The organism is Arthrobacter sp. KUASC02, assembly GCF_059739395.1.
Window position 1 is genome coordinate 1,986,147 of the sequence record NZ_AP046053.1, and the last position, 15,547, is coordinate 2,001,693.

13 protein-coding genes and 2 tRNA genes are annotated in these 15,547 nt (G+C 65.2%); 3 read left to right on the forward strand and 12 right to left on the reverse strand.

Features of this window, described 5'->3' with window-relative positions; genetic code table 11:
• Positions 1 to 41: 41 nt before the first annotated feature.
• Positions 42 to 869: a hypothetical protein gene (locus tag AC6JAC_RS09080; protein ID WP_028271595.1), complete on the forward strand. Its 828-nt coding sequence runs from the start codon at positions 42 to 44 to the stop codon at positions 867 to 869.
• 75 nt (positions 870 to 944) lie between these two features.
• A complete protein-coding gene (locus AC6JAC_RS09085) occupies positions 945 to 1,751 on the forward strand; it encodes a transglutaminase-like domain-containing protein (protein WP_028271596.1) in 807 nt (268 codons plus the stop codon).
• Between the two features lie 20 nt (positions 1,752 to 1,771).
• On the opposite strand, the gene AC6JAC_RS09090 is transcribed toward AC6JAC_RS09085, so the two are convergent.
• From AC6JAC_RS09090 to bcp, 8 genes are all read right to left on the reverse strand, one after another.
• The gene (locus AC6JAC_RS09090; RefSeq protein ID WP_347895494.1) at positions 1,772 to 2,233 is read right to left on the reverse strand and encodes a MarR family winged helix-turn-helix transcriptional regulator; all 462 of its coding nucleotides are present in this window, start codon (positions 2,231 to 2,233) and stop codon (positions 1,772 to 1,774) included.
• On the reverse strand, positions 2,233 to 3,357 hold the full coding sequence (locus AC6JAC_RS09095; protein ID WP_028271598.1) for an LLM class flavin-dependent oxidoreductase: 1,125 nt from the start codon (positions 3,355 to 3,357) through the stop codon (positions 2,233 to 2,235). Before AC6JAC_RS09095 ends, AC6JAC_RS09090 begins: the two co-directional genes overlap by 1 nt.
• 192 nt (positions 3,358 to 3,549) lie before the next feature.
• A complete protein-coding gene (locus AC6JAC_RS09100) occupies positions 3,550 to 6,783 on the reverse strand; it encodes an efflux RND transporter permease subunit (RefSeq protein WP_497964379.1) in 3,234 nt (1,077 codons plus the stop codon).
• 69 nt (positions 6,784 to 6,852) lie between these two features.
• The gene (locus AC6JAC_RS09105; protein WP_028271600.1) at positions 6,853 to 8,358 is read right to left on the reverse strand and encodes a malate:quinone oxidoreductase; all 1,506 of its coding nucleotides are present in this window, start codon (positions 8,356 to 8,358) and stop codon (positions 6,853 to 6,855) included.
• A gap of 78 nt (positions 8,359 to 8,436) precedes the next feature.
• Entirely contained in the window at positions 8,437 to 10,113 is a 1,677-nt protein-coding gene (locus AC6JAC_RS09110) for an ABC transporter substrate-binding protein (protein WP_497964381.1), read from the reverse strand.
• 241 nt (positions 10,114 to 10,354) lie between these two features.
• The gene (locus tag AC6JAC_RS09115; protein WP_028271602.1) at positions 10,355 to 11,029 is read right to left on the reverse strand and encodes a fasciclin domain-containing protein; all 675 of its coding nucleotides are present in this window, start codon (positions 11,027 to 11,029) and stop codon (positions 10,355 to 10,357) included.
• Positions 11,030 to 11,279: 250 nt separating this feature from the next.
• Positions 11,280 to 11,361, reverse strand: a tRNA-Leu gene (locus AC6JAC_RS09120).
• A gap of 141 nt (positions 11,362 to 11,502) precedes the next feature.
• Positions 11,503 to 11,973, reverse strand: coding sequence for a thioredoxin-dependent thiol peroxidase (gene bcp / locus AC6JAC_RS09125; RefSeq protein WP_028271603.1), 471 nt, complete (start codon positions 11,971 to 11,973; stop codon positions 11,503 to 11,505).
• Between the two features lie 96 nt (positions 11,974 to 12,069).
• On the opposite strand from bcp, the gene AC6JAC_RS09130 reads away from it, so the two are divergent.
• Positions 12,070 to 12,552, forward strand: a complete 483-nt coding sequence (locus AC6JAC_RS09130) for a MarR family winged helix-turn-helix transcriptional regulator (protein ID WP_497966795.1) — start codon at positions 12,070 to 12,072, stop codon at positions 12,550 to 12,552.
• Positions 12,553 to 12,564: 12 nt separating this feature from the next.
• Here the strand turns inward: AC6JAC_RS09130 and AC6JAC_RS09135 are convergent, their stop codons facing one another.
• From AC6JAC_RS09135 to AC6JAC_RS09150, 4 genes are all read right to left on the reverse strand, one after another.
• Positions 12,565 to 12,840, reverse strand: coding sequence for a hypothetical protein (locus AC6JAC_RS09135; RefSeq protein ID WP_156037146.1), 276 nt, complete (start codon positions 12,838 to 12,840; stop codon positions 12,565 to 12,567).
• 172 nt (positions 12,841 to 13,012) lie between these two features.
• Positions 13,013 to 13,088 (reverse strand) — tRNA-Lys (locus AC6JAC_RS09140).
• 106 nt (positions 13,089 to 13,194) lie between these two features.
• Positions 13,195 to 14,421, reverse strand: a complete 1,227-nt coding sequence (locus AC6JAC_RS09145) for a PQQ-dependent sugar dehydrogenase (protein ID WP_497964384.1) — start codon at positions 14,419 to 14,421, stop codon at positions 13,195 to 13,197.
• Positions 14,375 to 15,511 (reverse strand): sunset domain-containing protein, encoded by a 1,137-nt coding sequence (locus tag AC6JAC_RS09150; RefSeq protein WP_497964386.1) that lies wholly within the window; start codon positions 15,509 to 15,511, stop codon positions 14,375 to 14,377. Before AC6JAC_RS09150 ends, AC6JAC_RS09145 begins: the two co-directional genes overlap by 47 nt.
• Between the last annotated feature and the right edge of the window lie 36 nt (positions 15,512 to 15,547).

Below are 15,547 nucleotides of genomic sequence, written 5' to 3' on the forward strand. Positions count from 1 at the left end.
GAAGGCGGCGGCCGCGCCGGGCGCGCGGCTACTCTTGCCTCATGACAGGGAAGGCAATGGCCCGCAGGGCACGGCTGGGCGCGGCGTTCATTGTTGCGGCCGCGGTGATGTCCGGATGCAGCGGCGACGGCAAGGGGCAACCGGCCTGGACAGCGGGCAGCAGCCCGTCCGAGAGTTCGACGGCGGGAGGAACGCCGTCGGCGTCGGCAACAGGCGCAACTCCCGGACCCTCCGCAACCGGCGGACAGCCTTCGGCGTCCGGTACGGAATCCGCGTCCGCCGGAGCGACGGCCGCCGCGTGGAAGGTCTTTTCGGACCCCGCCAAGGTGGTCAGTTTCGAACTGCCCCAGGACTGGATCGCGCAGTCGGTCACACCGGACCAGGGGACGCTTCCGGGGGCCCTCAAGGTCGAAGTCAAGGACGCCAAGGGCACGTATCTGGCAACGCTTCAGACCGGCCTGCCATCGCCATCCCCGGCTGCCTGCGCGGACGCGGCCCGAAGGCCGTACGTGGTGGTCAGCAGTGTTCCGCTGGACCTGCCGCACCGTGAGGGCGACGGGCTGATCACCCCGCACGTGGTGTTCCGCGTGATCCAGGGATACAAGTACTTCGGCTCCTTCGGCATCACCAACGTGGTGGGAGGAAGCGACGGCAAAGCGTGCGCGCTGCAAAACGTGGTCCGTGGCCCCGAAGGCAAGGGCGACGTCTCGTTCGGTGACCTGGCCGCGATCAGGGCCTTCGCCGCGGATGAGAAGGTGGCCCCGGCCAAGGCTTTCGACACCCTGGACCAGGCGGCCAGGTACGTCAACGAGGGCTCTGAATTTGCGAATGTCCAGCGGATGCTAATGTCTCTGAAGATCAAAAGTTAGTCCCGCCGCCCGCCCGTAAACCCAACCGGCCGGCACCGGGGACTGTTCGGCAACTACCTCACACCCCGGAGATACATGGAACGCAGCGTGGCCGCCCGCCTCGTCTTCAAGACCGCAGCTGAAACCAAAGTCGCGCTGGCGGTTGCCGTCGCAAGGAATCCGGGCTATTCGTCGCTCGTGGAGACGCTGTCGGTGACCTCCGGCACGGACCCGGTGCCGGTGACGGAGCTGTCCGACCACCACGGGGGCCGCTTCCATTACATGGAGTTCGCGGATCCCACGGAGGTGACCGTGGACTACTCGGCCACGGTTTCCGGGCTGGCCCTTCCGGAAGAGCCCACCCGGATGGAACTCATCCGCTACGTCCGGCCCAGCCGCTACGCGGAGTCCGACCGGCTGCTGCCCACGGCCTACGCGGAATTCGGCGGGCTCCAGGGCGAAGAGCTCCTGCTGGCCGTCCGCAACTGGGTCTTCAGCGAGCTTCGCTACGTCAGCGGTTCCTCCCGGGGGACCGACGGGGCGGTGGAGACGCTCCTGAACCGCCGCGGCGTGTGCCGGGACTTCGCGCACCTGGCCATTTCCCTCCTGCGCTCGAAGGACGTCCCGGCCAGGCTCGTGGCGGTATACGCACCCGGGCTGAGCCCGATGGACTTCCATGCCGTGGCAGAGGCCTATGTCAACGGCGCCTGGCATGTCATCGACCCCACCGGGCTGGCCCCGCGCGAGAGCATGCTGAGGATCACCGCGGGCCGGGACTCCTCGGACACGGCCTTCCTGTCCACGGTGGGCGGAAGCCTGTCCCTGCGGGAACTTCGGGTGACCGCAGTAGTGGACGGGCAACTGCCTGCGGAGGACCCCGCCAGGCTCGTCGCGCTAACCTGACGCCTGCCCTGGCTAAGCATCTAGCGCCCTGACAGGGACCCTCGCAGTTTCTCGGTAAGCCGCAGCAGTTCGCGCTGTTCACTGGCGGTGAGCGCCGGCGTGATCAGCGCGGAAATGTCGCGGACATGCTCGCGTCCGATCTGCTTCTGCAGCTCCCGCCCGGCATCTGTCAGCTTCAGGAGGACCCCGCGTCCGTCCTGAGGTGCCGGCATACGCTCCACCAGTCCCCGCTTCTCCAGCCTCTCCACAAGCCTGCTGAGGCTGGACTGGCTGAGGAGCACGTTGTCATTCAGCTCATTCAACCGCAGCCAGCCGGAGGGGCAGCGCGAGAGGGTAAAAAGGACGTCGTATTCGTTGACGGCCAGCGACTTGAAGGCAGGGCCGGACTGGAGCCTTCGCATCACCGCCACCTGGGCACGGAACAGCGACTCCCAGGTTTCCGCAGCGAGTCTGACGGGCGAGCCGCCTGGCTGGGCGTTCATCAGGCGTCCTGGGCTGTCGGATTGGTCACTGCATCCTCCTGCACCTGGGCGGCCAGCCGGGCTGCCACCCGCCCGGCGTGGGTGGGCGGTTCCGGCACATGCGCGGGCGTGAGGGCGGCGTACTCCTTGCGCAGGACCGGCAGGACCTCTTCGCCGAACAGGTCGAGCTGTTCCAGCACGGTCTTCAGCGGCAGGCCGGCGTGGTCAATCAGGAACAGCTGGCGCTGGTAGTCGCCGAAGTACTCACGGAACGTCAGGGTCTTTTCGATGACTTCCTGCGGGCTGCCGACGGTCAGCGGGGTCTGCGAGGTGAAGTCCTCCAGGGAGGGTCCGTGGCCGTAGACCGGGGCATTGTCGAAGTACGGGCGGAACTCCTTGACGGCGTCCTGCGAGTTCTTGCGCATGAAGAACTGTCCGCCGAGGCCCACGATCGCCTGGTCGGCCTTGCCGTGGCCGTAGTGCTCGTAGCGTTCGCGGTAGAGGCCGATCAGCTGCTGGTAGTGCTCCTTGGGCCAGAAGATGTTGTTCGCAAAGAAGCCGTCGCCGTAGTACGCGGCCACTTCGGCGATCTGCGGCGTGCGGATGGAACCGTGCCACACGAAGGGGGCGACGCCGTCGAGCGGGCGGGGTGTGGACGTAAAGTTCTGCAGCGGCGTGCGGTGCTTGCCGGACCAGTTCACCGTGTCCTCGTCCCACAGCTTGCGCAGCAGGCTGTAGTTCTCGATGGCCAGTTCGATGCCGTCCTGGATGTTCTTGCCGAACCAGGGGTACACCGGTGCAGTGTTGCCGCGGCCCATCACCAGGTCCACGCGGCCGTCGGCGAGGTGCTGCAGCATGGCAAAGTCTTCGGCGATCTTCACGGGATCGTTGGTGGTGATCAGGGTGGTCGCCGTGGACAGGATGATGCGTTCTGTCTGCGCCGCGATGTAGGCCAGCGTGGTGGTGGGGGAGGACGAGAAGAACGGGCGGTTGTGGTGCTCGCCGATGGCGTAGACATCCATGCCGATCTCTTCGACCTTCTTGGCGATGGCTACGGACGCTTTGATGCGCTCGTGCTCCGTGGGCGTGCGGCCCGTGGTGGGGTCGGTGGTGATGTCACTGACACTGAATACGCCGATCTGCATGATGTGCCTTCCGTTCCTGAACTGTTCGGGTCTGGTTTCAGTGTACCCGATATACATGCATTTGCATCTATCGGTGGATGTAACGTCAGGCACGCCAGGATATTCCCGCACGCTTAAACGGCCGTGCCCGTGCCACTTCGTGGCACGGGCACGGCTGTTGTTCGGCTGCGGAAAGGCGTTCGTGTACCGCCGCTATTCGGGCTCGCCGGCCGCAGCGCGGCGGCCGGATACCTTCGGCACCATGCCCGTTGTCCAGTCGCGGAACTCGGCGTCGACGTCGTCCGGGGGGCCGAAGTCCGGACGTTCGTGCATTGCCCGGAGTAGGGCTTTCTTCTCGCGGCGCCCTTCCACCAGCCGGTACAGGACCGGTACCAGCACCAGCGTCAGCGCCGTCGAGGACACCAGGCCGCCGATCACCACGATCGCCAGCGGCTGGGAGATGAATCCGCCGCCGCCGGTCAGGCCGAGCGCCATCGGCGTCAGGGCGAAGACGGTGGCCAGCGCGGTCATCAGGATGGGGCGGAGGCGCTGCCGGGCCCCGTGCGTGATGGCATCGGCCACGCTCATTCCGGGGGCCTTCATTCCGGAGGGCCCGGTCCGCGGTTGCCTGTACTGGTTGATGAGGTCGATCAGGACGATGGCGTTGGTCACCACGATGCCCACCAGCATCAGCATGCCGATCAGGGAGGGCAGCCCCAACGGCACCCTGGTCACCAGGAGGAGCGCGATGGCTCCCGTGGCGGCGAACGGGACGGACACCAGCAGGATGAGCGGCTGGATGAGCGATTTGAACGCCGCCACCATGATCACGTACACGATGGCGATGGCGGCGAGCAGGGCCAGGCCCAGCTGCTGGAAGGATTCTGTCTGCTGGGTGGTGGCCCCGCCGATCTCCGCCGTCACGCCTGCGGGCAGTTCCACTCCCTTGAGCCGGTTCTGCACCTCTGTGCTCACGGCGCCAAGGTTGGCGCCCGACGGCGTCACCGAGACCCGCGCGGTCCGCTGGCCGTTGCTGGCGGTAATGGACACCGGGATGTCCACCTGTTCCACGGAAGCGACGCTTCCCAGCGTAACGGCACCGCCAGCGGCCGGCAGCGGGATGTTCCGGACGGCGCTAACGCTGGTGAAGCGGGTTCCCTCGCCGATCTGGACCGGGAAGTCGTTGGTGTCGATCCGCACCGTTCCGGCCGGCAAGGGGCTGATGGTGGAGGCCAGGACACCTGCCACCTGCTCCTCGTTCAACCCCGCCGCGACGGCTTTGGCGCGGTCCACTTTGACCTGGACCACCGGCTGGCTGGCCGCAAGGTTGGTGGCAACCTCGGTGCTGCCGGGTACGCCTTCCATGGCCTTGACCATGGCGTCGCTGGCCGCCCTGAGGTCTGCGGAATTTGCCGCCTTCAGGGTGATGTCCACCGTGGACGTGGTGCCGAACCCGCCCTGCTGGGAGCCTACAGAGATCTTGCCGACGTCACTGATTTTGGCTAGTTCGGTGCGGACGGTTTCCTGGAGCCTGGCCTGGTTGGCCTTCTCCTCGGTGACCACCGTGAACGAGGAGTTGGAAGCGCCGCTGGACGTCAGCGCGGTGAAGCCCGTCTGTGCGTTCCCTGACGTGACCTGGACGTCCTTGATGCCGTCGATGTCCCGCAGGACTTCCTCGACCTTCACGGCGGCCGCGCTGGTGTCCGTGAGGCTGGTTCCGGCGGGCAGGACTTGCCGGACCGTCATGCTGTTCTCGCCGGAGCGGCCCAGCAGGTCGGTGGCGAGCAGGGGGGTCATGGCCGCCGTTCCGCCGAGCACCAGGACAGCCGCGATGAGTGTCACCACCGGATGTTTCTGTGTCTTGTTGAGGACTGGCAGGTAGCCCCGCTGGAGCAGGCTACGCTGCTCCTTCTCATGGGCCCTGGCGGCGGCTTCCCGGGCCGCCTCTGCGGAAAGCTCGGCGCCAGCACTGCCGGCCGGCGTCCTGAGGAACCAGTACGCCAGGACGGGAACGATGGTGAGGGACACCAGGAGTGACGAGAGCAGCGCTATGGTCACCGTCAGGGCGAAGGGCCGGAACAGTTCGCCTGCCAGTTCCCCGACAAAGGCAATGGGGAGGAAGACGGCCACGGTGGTCAGGGTGGATGCCGTAATGGCACCGGCGACTTCCCGGATGGATGTGAGGATGGCGGAGAGCTTGGTTTCGCCATAGCTCAGGTGCCGCTTGATGTTCTCGATGACCACAATCGAGTCGTCCACCACGCGTCCGATCGCGATGGTGAGTGCTCCGAGGGTCAGGATGTTCAGCGAGTATCCCGTGGCGGAGAGCCCGATGAACGTGATGAGCAGCGAGAGCGGGATGGACACGGCGGTAACCAGCGTGGACCGCACGGACATCAGGAACACCAGGATCACCGCGACGGCAAAGCCCAGGCCCAGGAGACCCTCCGTGGTGAGGTCCTTGATGGACTTTTCGATGAACGGGGCCTGGTCGAACACCGGGGTGAACTTGGCGTTGGATCCCAGCTCGGCTTCAAGCTGGCTGATGGAGTCCTTCACCGCGTGGGAGATCGCCACGGTGTCGCCCTCGGGCTTCTTCGTCACGGAGAGGGCAAGCGTCTCCTTGCCGTTGGTCCGGGTGATCGAGGTGCGTGTGTCGTCCTTGATGCTGACATCGGCCACGCTGCCGATGGTGGCGGCGTCCCTGGCGCCACCTAGCGGCAGGGCCTTGACGGCGTCCAGGGAGTCCACCGGGCTGCCGATCTGCAGCGAGAGCGTTTTGCCCTGTTCCTCGATGGTGCCTGCCGGAACCAGCGCCCCGTTGTTCTTCAGGGCGTTGGTGATGGACTGGAGGGTGGCGCCCTTGGCTGCCATGGCCTCGGGGCGGGGGAGGATCTGGATGTGCTGGGACGCACCGCCGGTGACGTCGGCGCCCCTGACGCCGTCGAGCTTCTGGAGGCGGGGGACGCTGAGGCGCTGGAGATCGGCGTTCAGCTCACTGAGCGGTTTGTCGGAGGAGACCGCCAGGAAGACAATCGGGAAATCGCTGATGCTGCCCGCGATGGCCTGCGGCTGGACGTCGTCGGGCAACGCGCGCTTGGCATTGGAGATGGCACGGTCGATCTGGTTCCGTGCCCGGTCCAGGTTGGAACCGTACGTGAACACCATGGTGATCTGGGAAACGCCGGTGCGGGACGTGGACGACGTCGACTCCAGCCCCTCGACACCATTAAGCGCGGTCTCGAGGGGCCCGCTCACCTGCTTGTCCACCACTTCCGGCGAGGCCCCGGGCATGGCCGAGATGACCGTTATTTGCGGAAACTCGATGGAGGGAATGAGCTCCTGTTTCAGCGAGGACATGGTGATCACGCCGAACACCGACGCAAAGACGGTGATCAGCGCGATCAGTGCCCTGTTTGCCAGCGAAAGTTTAGCCAGCCGGTACATCTCATGGTCTCCTGGTGGGTTGACGGTCTAGTGGTTGGAGGTGGAACCGGCCGTAACCCGAGCAGGGCGTCAGCTGGAGGGCGCGTCCACGGCTTCCAGCTGGAGGGCCTTGGCAGTTTCTGCCTCCAGCTGTGCGGCCAACTCCGGGTTGTCGTTGAGCTTGATGCCGTAGCCGGGCATCATTTCCTTGAGCTTGGACTGCCAGCCCTTGAAGTCCTTGGGGAAGGACTTCTGCAGGAGTTCGATCATGATGGGAACGGCGGTGGATGCTCCCGGGGAAGCCCCCAGCAGCGCTCCGATGGAACCGTCGCGTGCCGCGATCACCTCGGTGCCGAACTGCAGGACACCGCCCTTCTTCGGGTCCTTCTTGATGATCTGAACACGCTGGCCGGCGGTGATGAGTTCCCAATCGCCGTCTTTTGCTTCGGGGTAGTACTCGCGCAGGGCCTCGACCTTGTCGCCGTGACGCTTGGCCACTTCCTTGACCAGGTAGGCCGTGAGGTCCATATTGTCCTTGGCCACGGCAAGCATCGGGATGATGTTGCTCGGGCGGATGGACAGCGGCAGGTCCAGGTACGAGCCGTTCTTGAGGAAGTTGGTGGAGAACCCGGCATACGGGCCGAACAGCAGTGAACGCTTGCCGTTGACGTAGCGGGTGTCCAGGTGCGGTACGGACATGGGCGGTGCCCCGACGGAGGCCTGGCCGTAGACCTTGGCGCTGTGCTGGGCTGCGAGGGCCTCGTCGGTGCAGCGGAAGAACTGGCCGGAGACCGGGAAGCCGCCGTAGCCCTTGCTCTCCGGAATTCCGGAGGCCTGCAGCAGGTGGAGCGCGCCGCCGCCCGCGCCGACGAAGACGAACTTGGCGCGGATGTTGCCGTGCTCGCCGGACTGCTTGTGCTTGAGCGTGAGGTCCCAGCCGCCGCCCGGTGCACGGCGGATGCCGTTGACGTCGTGGCCGTAATTGATCTCCACACCGTTGTTGCCCAGGTACGTGGTCAGCTCGCGGGTCAGGGCGCCGAAGTCGACGTCGGTCCCCTCGGCTGCGCGGGTGGCAGCGATCCGCTGCTTGGCGTCCCGGCCCTTGACGATCAGCGGCGCCCACTTGGCGATCTGCGCGTGGTCCTCGGAGTACTCCATCGAGCGGAAGAGGGTATTCGGCTTCAGCGCCTCATACCGGGCCTTCAGGAAGTCGGCGTTGGCGTCCCCGATCACAAAGCTCATGTGCGGGACGGTGTTGATGAAGCCCTTGGGGGACCCGATGAGGGAGTTGCTGACCAGGTGGGACCAGAACTGGCGGGACAGCTGGAACTGCTCGTTGATGTGCAGTGCCTTGGAAGGATCAACCGAGCCGTCTTTGGCTGCGGGGGAGTAGTTAAGCTCACACAGCGCGGCGTGGCCGGTACCTGCGTTGTTCCACGGGCCTGAGCTTTCCAGGCCGGCTTCGTCGAGCCGTTCGAACAGCGAGATGGTCCAGTTCGGTTCGAGCTGCTTGATGAACGCACCCAGGGTGGCGCTCATGATGCCGCCGCCAATCAGGACGACGTCGGCATGTTGGGTCTTGGATATGAAAGTCACAATCAGTCTCCGATAGCAGCGGCTCTGGCTGTCACAGAATATCCCGATCGCCCCTCTAACTGAAATTGGGGCGGTCCGTCAAGGCTTAAGCTCCACCTTTGTGAAAACCTCGTTTAATACCGGCGAGGCGGGGTACTTCAGCACCCGGTCGGAGAGCGCCAGGGCAGAAATGGGGAAGGCGATGGGGACGGCAGGGACGGATTCCGCAATCTGGGCGTTGATGGTGCGGTACTGCTCCGTCCGGTCCTGTCCCTCCGGCAGGCCCCTGGCCCGCGCAATCTTCGAAAAGACCTGCGGATCCTGGTAGCCGAACTCGCCGGTTTTCTCGCCGAACAAAGGCCCCACGAAGTTGTCCGGATCGGAGTACGAACCATTCCAGCCCAGCAGGTGCAGGGCATGGTCGCCCGGAGACTGCACCTTCTGCAGGTACCCGTCCGTCCAGTCCACCGGGACCGGCTTGATGTTCAGGCCGACGGCGGTGAGCTGCCTGCTGAGTTCCGCATAGATTTTTTCGGGTGTCGGCAGGTACGGCCTGGTCACATTCAGGGGGTAGTAGAACTTGAGTTCCTCGCCCTTGTAGCCGGCCTCCCCCAGAAGCGCTTTGGCCTTGGCCGGATCATGGCCCAGGGAGGGGGCGTTGTTATTGAAGCCGCTGAGTTTGGGCGGAACGAACTGGGACGCCTGGGCGGTGTTGTCGATGAAGAAGCGGCGGATCAGCGTTTCCTTGTCCACCGCCAGCTCGATTGCCTGGCGCACCTTGATGTTCTGCAGGATGGGCACATCCTGGTTCATGCCGAGGTACATCACGGAGAACGGGTCCCGCTGGATGATCTGCTTCCCGCGCTTGACGAGCTGGTCGAAGTTGCCCACGGTGACGGCGTCATAACCGTCGATCTTCCCGTCGAGGAGGGCCTGGAGCCGGGACTGCGGATGGTCGTAGGTGACGAAGTTGATGGTGCCGATCTGGCCCTTGTCGCCCCAGTAGTCCTTGTTGCTGACCAGCTTCACGCTGGAGTCCTCCCAGGCTGCGAAGCTGTAGGGGCCCGTGCCCACGGGATGCAGGGCATAGGCCGAGACCGGCTGGCCGTCGCGGCTCTGGCTGAGGCTGTCCGCTTTCTGCGCCGCCATGGCAGTCGGCGAGGACATCGCGAAGGCCGGGAGCGTCAGGGCCTGGAGGAACCCGGTGAAGGGCTGCGTGAGGTCGATCCGGACATTTCCGGGGGTAAGTGCCGTGCAGCCCTTGTAGATGGACAGCGAGGCCTGGTCGGCGTGGGCCTTGAAGACGCCCTTGAACGATGTGCCCGGGGCCTGCTTCCGCAGGCTTTCGGGGAAGTTGAACCACCGGTTGAAGTTGGTGCAGACCGCTGCCGCATCGAAGGGGGAGCCGTCCTGGAAGGTGACGCCTTCACGGAGCTTGAAGGTGTAGGCGCGGCCTTCACTGGACTCTGCCCACTCGGTGGCCAGCAGTGGAGTGGGAAGTCCGGTTGTCTGGTCCACTCCGACGAGGCCTTCGAGGACCTGGCGGGTGATCCGGTAGGACTCGACGTCAGAGGCCAGGGCAGGATCGAGTCCCAGCGGCTGGGCCGCGGTGCCGAACGTGAATGTCGCCGTGGGCGCGGCGGGTGCCGAGCTGGTCGGAACCGCAGACGACGACGCCGGTGCCGGAGCGGGCGTGCCCGTGCACGAGGCCAGAAGCAGCGACAGGACCCCTGCGCCGATACTGACTGCAATGCGGCGCGATTTACTGCTGGGCACTCGATGATCACCTCTGGACGGCAGGAAGGCCCGCGGACAACGGACCGGTCCCCAGTCTAATTGACCGATCCTGGACACCCGCCGGGTGCGTGCCGGCCGCGCGCCGCGGTGCATGCCGGGCTGCCGCCAGCCTTTGCTGAGGGCAAAAAAGGAGGCCCGCACCGTGCGGTGCGGGCCTCGATTTCTCCAGGATCGGTCCAGGGAGTCAGTCTGGAGCCGGAGCAGGAGCGTGCAGGGTTGCCTACTTCGGCATCAGGACGGAGTCCACCAGGTAGACCGTGGCGTTGGCCGTCTGAACGCCGCCACAGATGACGCTGGCGTCATCGACCTTCAGCGCATCCTTGGTGCCTGTCACGGTGACCGACCCGCCCTGGACGGTCTTGTGGGTGCCCACAATCTTGTCAGGAGTGATCTGGCCCGGAACCACGTGGTAGGTCAGGATCTTGCTCAGGAGGGCGTCGTCGGTCTTGAGCGTTTCGATGGTGGCGGCGTCGATCTTGGCGAACGCGTCATCCACCGGTGCGAAGACCGTGAATTCACTGCCATTGAGCGTGTCCACGAGGTTGACCTTCGGGTTGAGCTTGCCGGACACGGCTGCCGTGAGGGTGGTCAGCAGCGGGTTGTTCGAGGCTGCAACCGCAACCGGATCGAGGGCCATCCCTGCTACCGAGCCGGCGCCGCTGGGAACCTTTTCCGCGTAACCGGCGCAGCCGGGGCCAACCAGGTTGGCGGCCGGATCCATGGCGGCCGAAGAGCTGGCGGACGGTGACGGTGCCATGCTCGAGGCGGACGGCGTCGAAGCCGGTGCGGAAGAGCTGTTCGCCGTCGTGGCCGAACCGCCGCAGGCGGTCAGGCTGAGCAGTGCTGCAGCTGCAACACCTGCGACGGTGAAAGTTGTGCGCTTGAATGACTGCATTTCGATTCTCCTTGTTAGTGCCGACCATTGCCTGCGGTGAACGACTTTGCCGATCACTGCACTGGCTGAATTTCCGACTGCGGGCACCGACCCTTGGTTGGTGTCTCAATGGGTATTCGGCCGTTCGGCGGGAATGGATGGGTGGACGGGGAGAATCTTTTTTCCGAGGTTCCCCCGGACGCTGGCGCAGGGAAGTTAAACGAAGGAATCCCGGACCGTGAGGCCCGGGATTCCAAGGGTTGTGCTGTTGTGCGCAAGGGGGGACTTGAACCCCCACGCCCGAAGGCACAGGAACCTAAATCCTGCGTGTCTGCCAATTTCACCACTCGCGCGCGCCGCCGTCGTGCATGTTCTTCCTGCTGTTCCTGCGGATGCAGGGAACGTCCGACGGCGGATTCCAGGCTCCAGTGTACCTGCCGGGGGCGCCATCCGCTCGATGGGCCGGTGTGCCGCACGCGGCCTGGCGAAAACGACTAGGACAGTCCGAGGTCCCGGCGCAGCTTGGCCACATGGCCGGTGGCCCGCACGTTGTACTGGGCTATGGAGACCGTGCCGTCCGCGTCCACCACAATGGTGGACCGGATGAGGCCCTCATAGGTCCGCCCGTAGTTCTTCTTCTCCCCCCAGGCACCGTAGGCCTCAGCCACGGCGTGGTCTTCGTCGGACAGGAGCGGGAAGGTCAGCCCTTCCTTTTCTGCGAATGTGGCGAGCTTCCCGACCGGATCCGGAGACACGCCGACGACGTCGTAGCCTTCGCGTTGCAGGGAGGCGAGCGTGTCGCGGAAGTCGCATGCTTCCTTGGTGCAGCCCGGCGTCGACGCCGCCGGGTAGAAGTACACGATGGTGTTCCGGCCGCGGTAATCCTTCAGGCTGACGTCCTTCCCTGCGGAATCCTTCAACGTAAAGTCGGGTGCCGGAGTACCGGGAGTGAGTCGTTCAGCCAAGATTTTCTCCTTAGGAATGTTCTGGACATCCAAGCTTAGTAAGCGGGGGAGCGAGGGACGAATCCCACGCTGGCTATACTAAGTTGTATGCCTGATATGGATCGCTGGCCCACAGGGCGCCTCTTGTCCACCGCGGCACGTCTCGTGGAACACTCCTGGAACGAGAAGCTGGGAGCCATCGGGCTCACCCATGCCGGAGTGATCGCCATGGAGGTACTTTCCCTTAACGGACCCATGACGCAGGCCCAGCTGGCCCAATTGGTCCGCGTCCAGGCCCAGACCATGGGAAAAACACTCAGCCGGCTCGAGGTCCACGGCCACATCCGGCGCGAGCGCAGCACGTCCGACCGCCGAAGCCACGTGGTGTCCCTGACCGAGCGCGGGGTGGAAGCTGTGGCCGCTGCGGCGGACATGGAACGAACAGTTCTTGCCGCCGCTTCCATCGACCCGGACATCCTTCGCCAGGAGCTCCAGGCGGTGGTGACCGTCCTGGCCGGCCGTTTTTCCTCGCCTGAGACCAAGGCCATTGTGGCAAGTGCCGAATCCGGACTGACTGTCGACGCGAACAGCGCCAACTGACCAGCTGATTGACTACCCCAGGAGCCGGACGGCAATGGCCTCCAGCGCCTGGACGTCCCAGCCCTTATTCAAGGGACCCAATTTGGCCTGCAGGACGGCCATTACGCCCATCTCCAGCAAAGCCTGTAAAGCCGAACCGGGGTTTTCGCTGAACTCGAGGCTGCTTTCCAATATCCCCAGCGCGTCGGCATCCGTGGAGGGCGCAGGCAGGGAGGCCGCCATCGCGGCGCCAAGCGCGTCGGCGTCGGCTTCGATCGTGCCCGTCACAGTAAACCGAAAGACAGCCATGGTTAGCCCCTCCCACACCTAGTAGTGACGTCACTCTATCCAGTGCCGCGCAGGTTCTCCGATGCTTAAGGTGAATATTTCCTAAAGAATTGCGGCCAGGCCCGATGCACTGTTTTCGGGCAAAACGAAACCCCGCCTTCACGGCTTGTGGCCTGTGAAGACGGGGTTTCTCTGGTGCACCCCCCGGGACTCGAACCCGGAACCCATTGATTAAGAGTCAATTGCTCTGCCAGTTGAGCTAGAGGTGCAGCTGTTGTTTTGGTTCTTCCCGATGGCTTTTGTTTCCCTCGTTCATCTCCGCAACGACATGAAACTCTACACGAGTTTTAGCCCGGTGTGAAATCGGCGCCTGCATCAGCCTCCGGGGCTGCCCGGAGGCGCCAAAATCAGCGCGGAATCAGGGTTTTGATTGTTGGTAAGCATCCACAAGGTGCCGTCCGGGGCCAGCGAAACGTCGCGGATGCGCCCGAACCGCGCTGTGAAATGGCTCACAGGATTACCTGCATTTTCACCGTCGAGGGGGACTGCCCACAGTCTCTGGCCCCGCAGCGCTCCCAGATACGCTGTGGAGCCGACGATCTCGAGTCCGCTTGGAGAGGATTCCGCGGTGGACGGCCAGACGACTTTGGCGTCAATGAAGCCGGCCCTTCCCGGAGCTCCGGTGACCTCGGGCCACCCGTAGTTCCCGCCGGGCTTGATCAGGTTCAGTTCGTCATCCACGTTCGGACCGAATTCGCTGGACCAGAGCCTGCCCGCGTCGTCCCAGTCGAGCCCCTGCACATTGCGGTGGCCAAGGCTGTAGACCGGGTTGTCTCCGAACGGATTGCCGGGCGCCGGCTCGCCCTTTTCGGTGATCCGAAGGATCTTCCCGCCAAGCGCGCTCGGATCCTGGGGCTGGTCGCGGCGCTGCGAGTCTCCGGTTCCCACATAGAGGTTCCCGTCCGGTCCGAAACGGATGCGGCCGCCGTTATGGGTCGAGGCCTTCGGGATGCCGGCGAAGATCGTCTCGGGCGTGCCCAGCTCCAGCGCGCCCCCTGGAACCCGCTCAGTCAGTGTGAGCCGGGCGATCCGGTTGTCGGACCGGGCCGTGAAATAGGCGAAAAGTGACCGGTCGGAAGCGAAGTTTGGCGACACCGCCAGCCCAAGGAGGCCGCCTTCACCGCCCGGGACTACTCCGGGGACACTCCCCAGTGCCGTTGTGTTCCCGTCCCGGACCGCTTTGAGTTCGCCGCTGTCCCGTTCGGAAATAACGGCCGTGCCGTCCGGCAGGAACACCGTGGACCATGGCAGGCGCAGCCCCTCCACTGTCCGCAGCACCCGGGGTTCCTGGCCCGCACTGTTGCTGCCTGTGACCTGGCCGGCGTTACCCGTGGGGATGCTGCTGCCGCCACCGGTGCAGGCAACCAGCGCCAGCAACGACACGACGGCGGTGACGGGCCCGACGGCGGTGACAGGCCGCAGCAGGAGCGCCGGCCCGGGTCGGCGCCGCTCCTTGTCCCGGTTCATGGTGACGGCGGCCCTCCGGATGCCGGACCTAGTGCCGGCTCCGTCGCGGCGCACGGAAGCCGGCCGCTTCGGCATGGGCTGCCGACTCGAACCAGACCTCCGCTACGGTTTCCTCATAGGCCGGGCTGGTTTCATCGTGGTAGATCATCGACTGCGCATTGCCCTTGACCGTGTAGCCCTCGGGTGCGCTGCCATCCGGACCCGGGGCGGCTGAGCCTTCCCCATACGGTTTGTCTGCCGCAAGGTGTCCGGCGGGTTCGGCCGTGTGGGTTGCGGACCCTTCAGTCGCGGCTGACGAGGCGGCCGCCTGCATGGTTTCGGCATCCCCATGGGACGGGGCTCGTGTGTCGCCCGCAACGGCTGGCCCGGTCCCGCCGGCCGGTGGCAGTTCCGCCCCGGCTCCTTCTGCGCGGACTTCTTTTTCCTGGACTTCTTTTTCCTGGACAGCTGCTTCCGGGACGTCTTCCGCTGCGGCGGATTCGGCGCCGGGGAGCGTGGGAGAATGCGGCTCCGTGTACTCGGGGTGATGGACAGGCGCCGCGGTAGCCTTCCCGGCGGCCAGGGATTCCCCTGCTGATTCCTGAGCCGGGGCCGCCAGGGTGTGCGGTTCGGCGTGGGCTTCCGCCGCGTGCGGCGTGCTTGCCGCCTCGGACCACTGCGCCTCCCACTCTGCCTTGTCGGACACGGCTGCCTTGTCGGACGCAGCTGCTTCGTCGGAGGCGGCTGCCTCGTCGGAAACGGCTGCCTTGTCGGAGACGGCTGCCTTGTCGGAGACGGCTGCTTCGCCGGACACCGCTGCCTTACCTGCGGCGGGCGCCGCCGTCGTGGCTGCTGTGTCTTCGTCCCAGTCATCCACATCTCCACCGGCGGGTGCGGACGCTGCCGGTGCTGACGTCATCGGTGCGGCTTTGGCTGCCGAGCTGAACCCTGCGGCACCCGGCATCCCGGCGGTGGCGGCTGCGTCTGCCGAAGGTGCTGCACTGCCTCCGGCCGGTGCGCCGGCAACGGGCCGCGGAGTTCCTGCCTGCCCTGACGGTGGAACGGACACGCCGGCATCGGAGGGCGTCGATGTTCCGGTGGTATTTCCCGAACTGTTGCGGTTCAGGAGCCACCAAACAACTCCGACGATGACTACGATGACGATGACCCAGATAATCCAGTCCATAGCAGAGCCCTTCTGTCCATAAGGCAAGGTTGCCGT

Coding starts and splice junctions, on each gene's coding strand:
- AC6JAC_RS09080 (WP_028271595.1), top strand. CDS start 42: ATGACAGGGAAGGCAATGGCCCGCAGGGCACGGCTGGGCGCGGCGTTC.
- AC6JAC_RS09085 (WP_028271596.1), top strand. CDS start 945: ATGGAACGCAGCGTGGCCGCCCGCCTCGTCTTCAAGACCGCAGCTGAA.
- AC6JAC_RS09090 (WP_347895494.1), bottom strand. CDS start 2,233: ATGAACGCCCAGCCAGGCGGCTCGCCCGTCAGACTCGCTGCGGAAACC.
- AC6JAC_RS09095 (WP_028271598.1), bottom strand. CDS start 3,357: ATGCAGATCGGCGTATTCAGTGTCAGTGACATCACCACCGACCCCACC.
- AC6JAC_RS09100 (WP_497964379.1), bottom strand. CDS start 6,783: ATGTACCGGCTGGCTAAACTTTCGCTGGCAAACAGGGCACTGATCGCG.
- AC6JAC_RS09115 (WP_028271602.1), bottom strand. CDS start 11,029: ATGCAGTCATTCAAGCGCACAACTTTCACCGTCGCAGGTGTTGCAGCT.
- AC6JAC_RS09130 (WP_497966795.1), top strand. CDS start 12,070: ATGGATCGCTGGCCCACAGGGCGCCTCTTGTCCACCGCGGCACGTCTC.
- AC6JAC_RS09135 (WP_156037146.1), bottom strand. CDS start 12,840: ATGGCTGTCTTTCGGTTTACTGTGACGGGCACGATCGAAGCCGACGCC.
- AC6JAC_RS09145 (WP_497964384.1), bottom strand. CDS start 14,421: ATGCCGAAGCGGCCGGCTTCCGTGCGCCGCGACGGAGCCGGCACTAGG.
- AC6JAC_RS09150 (WP_497964386.1), bottom strand. CDS start 15,511: ATGGACTGGATTATCTGGGTCATCGTCATCGTAGTCATCGTCGGAGTT.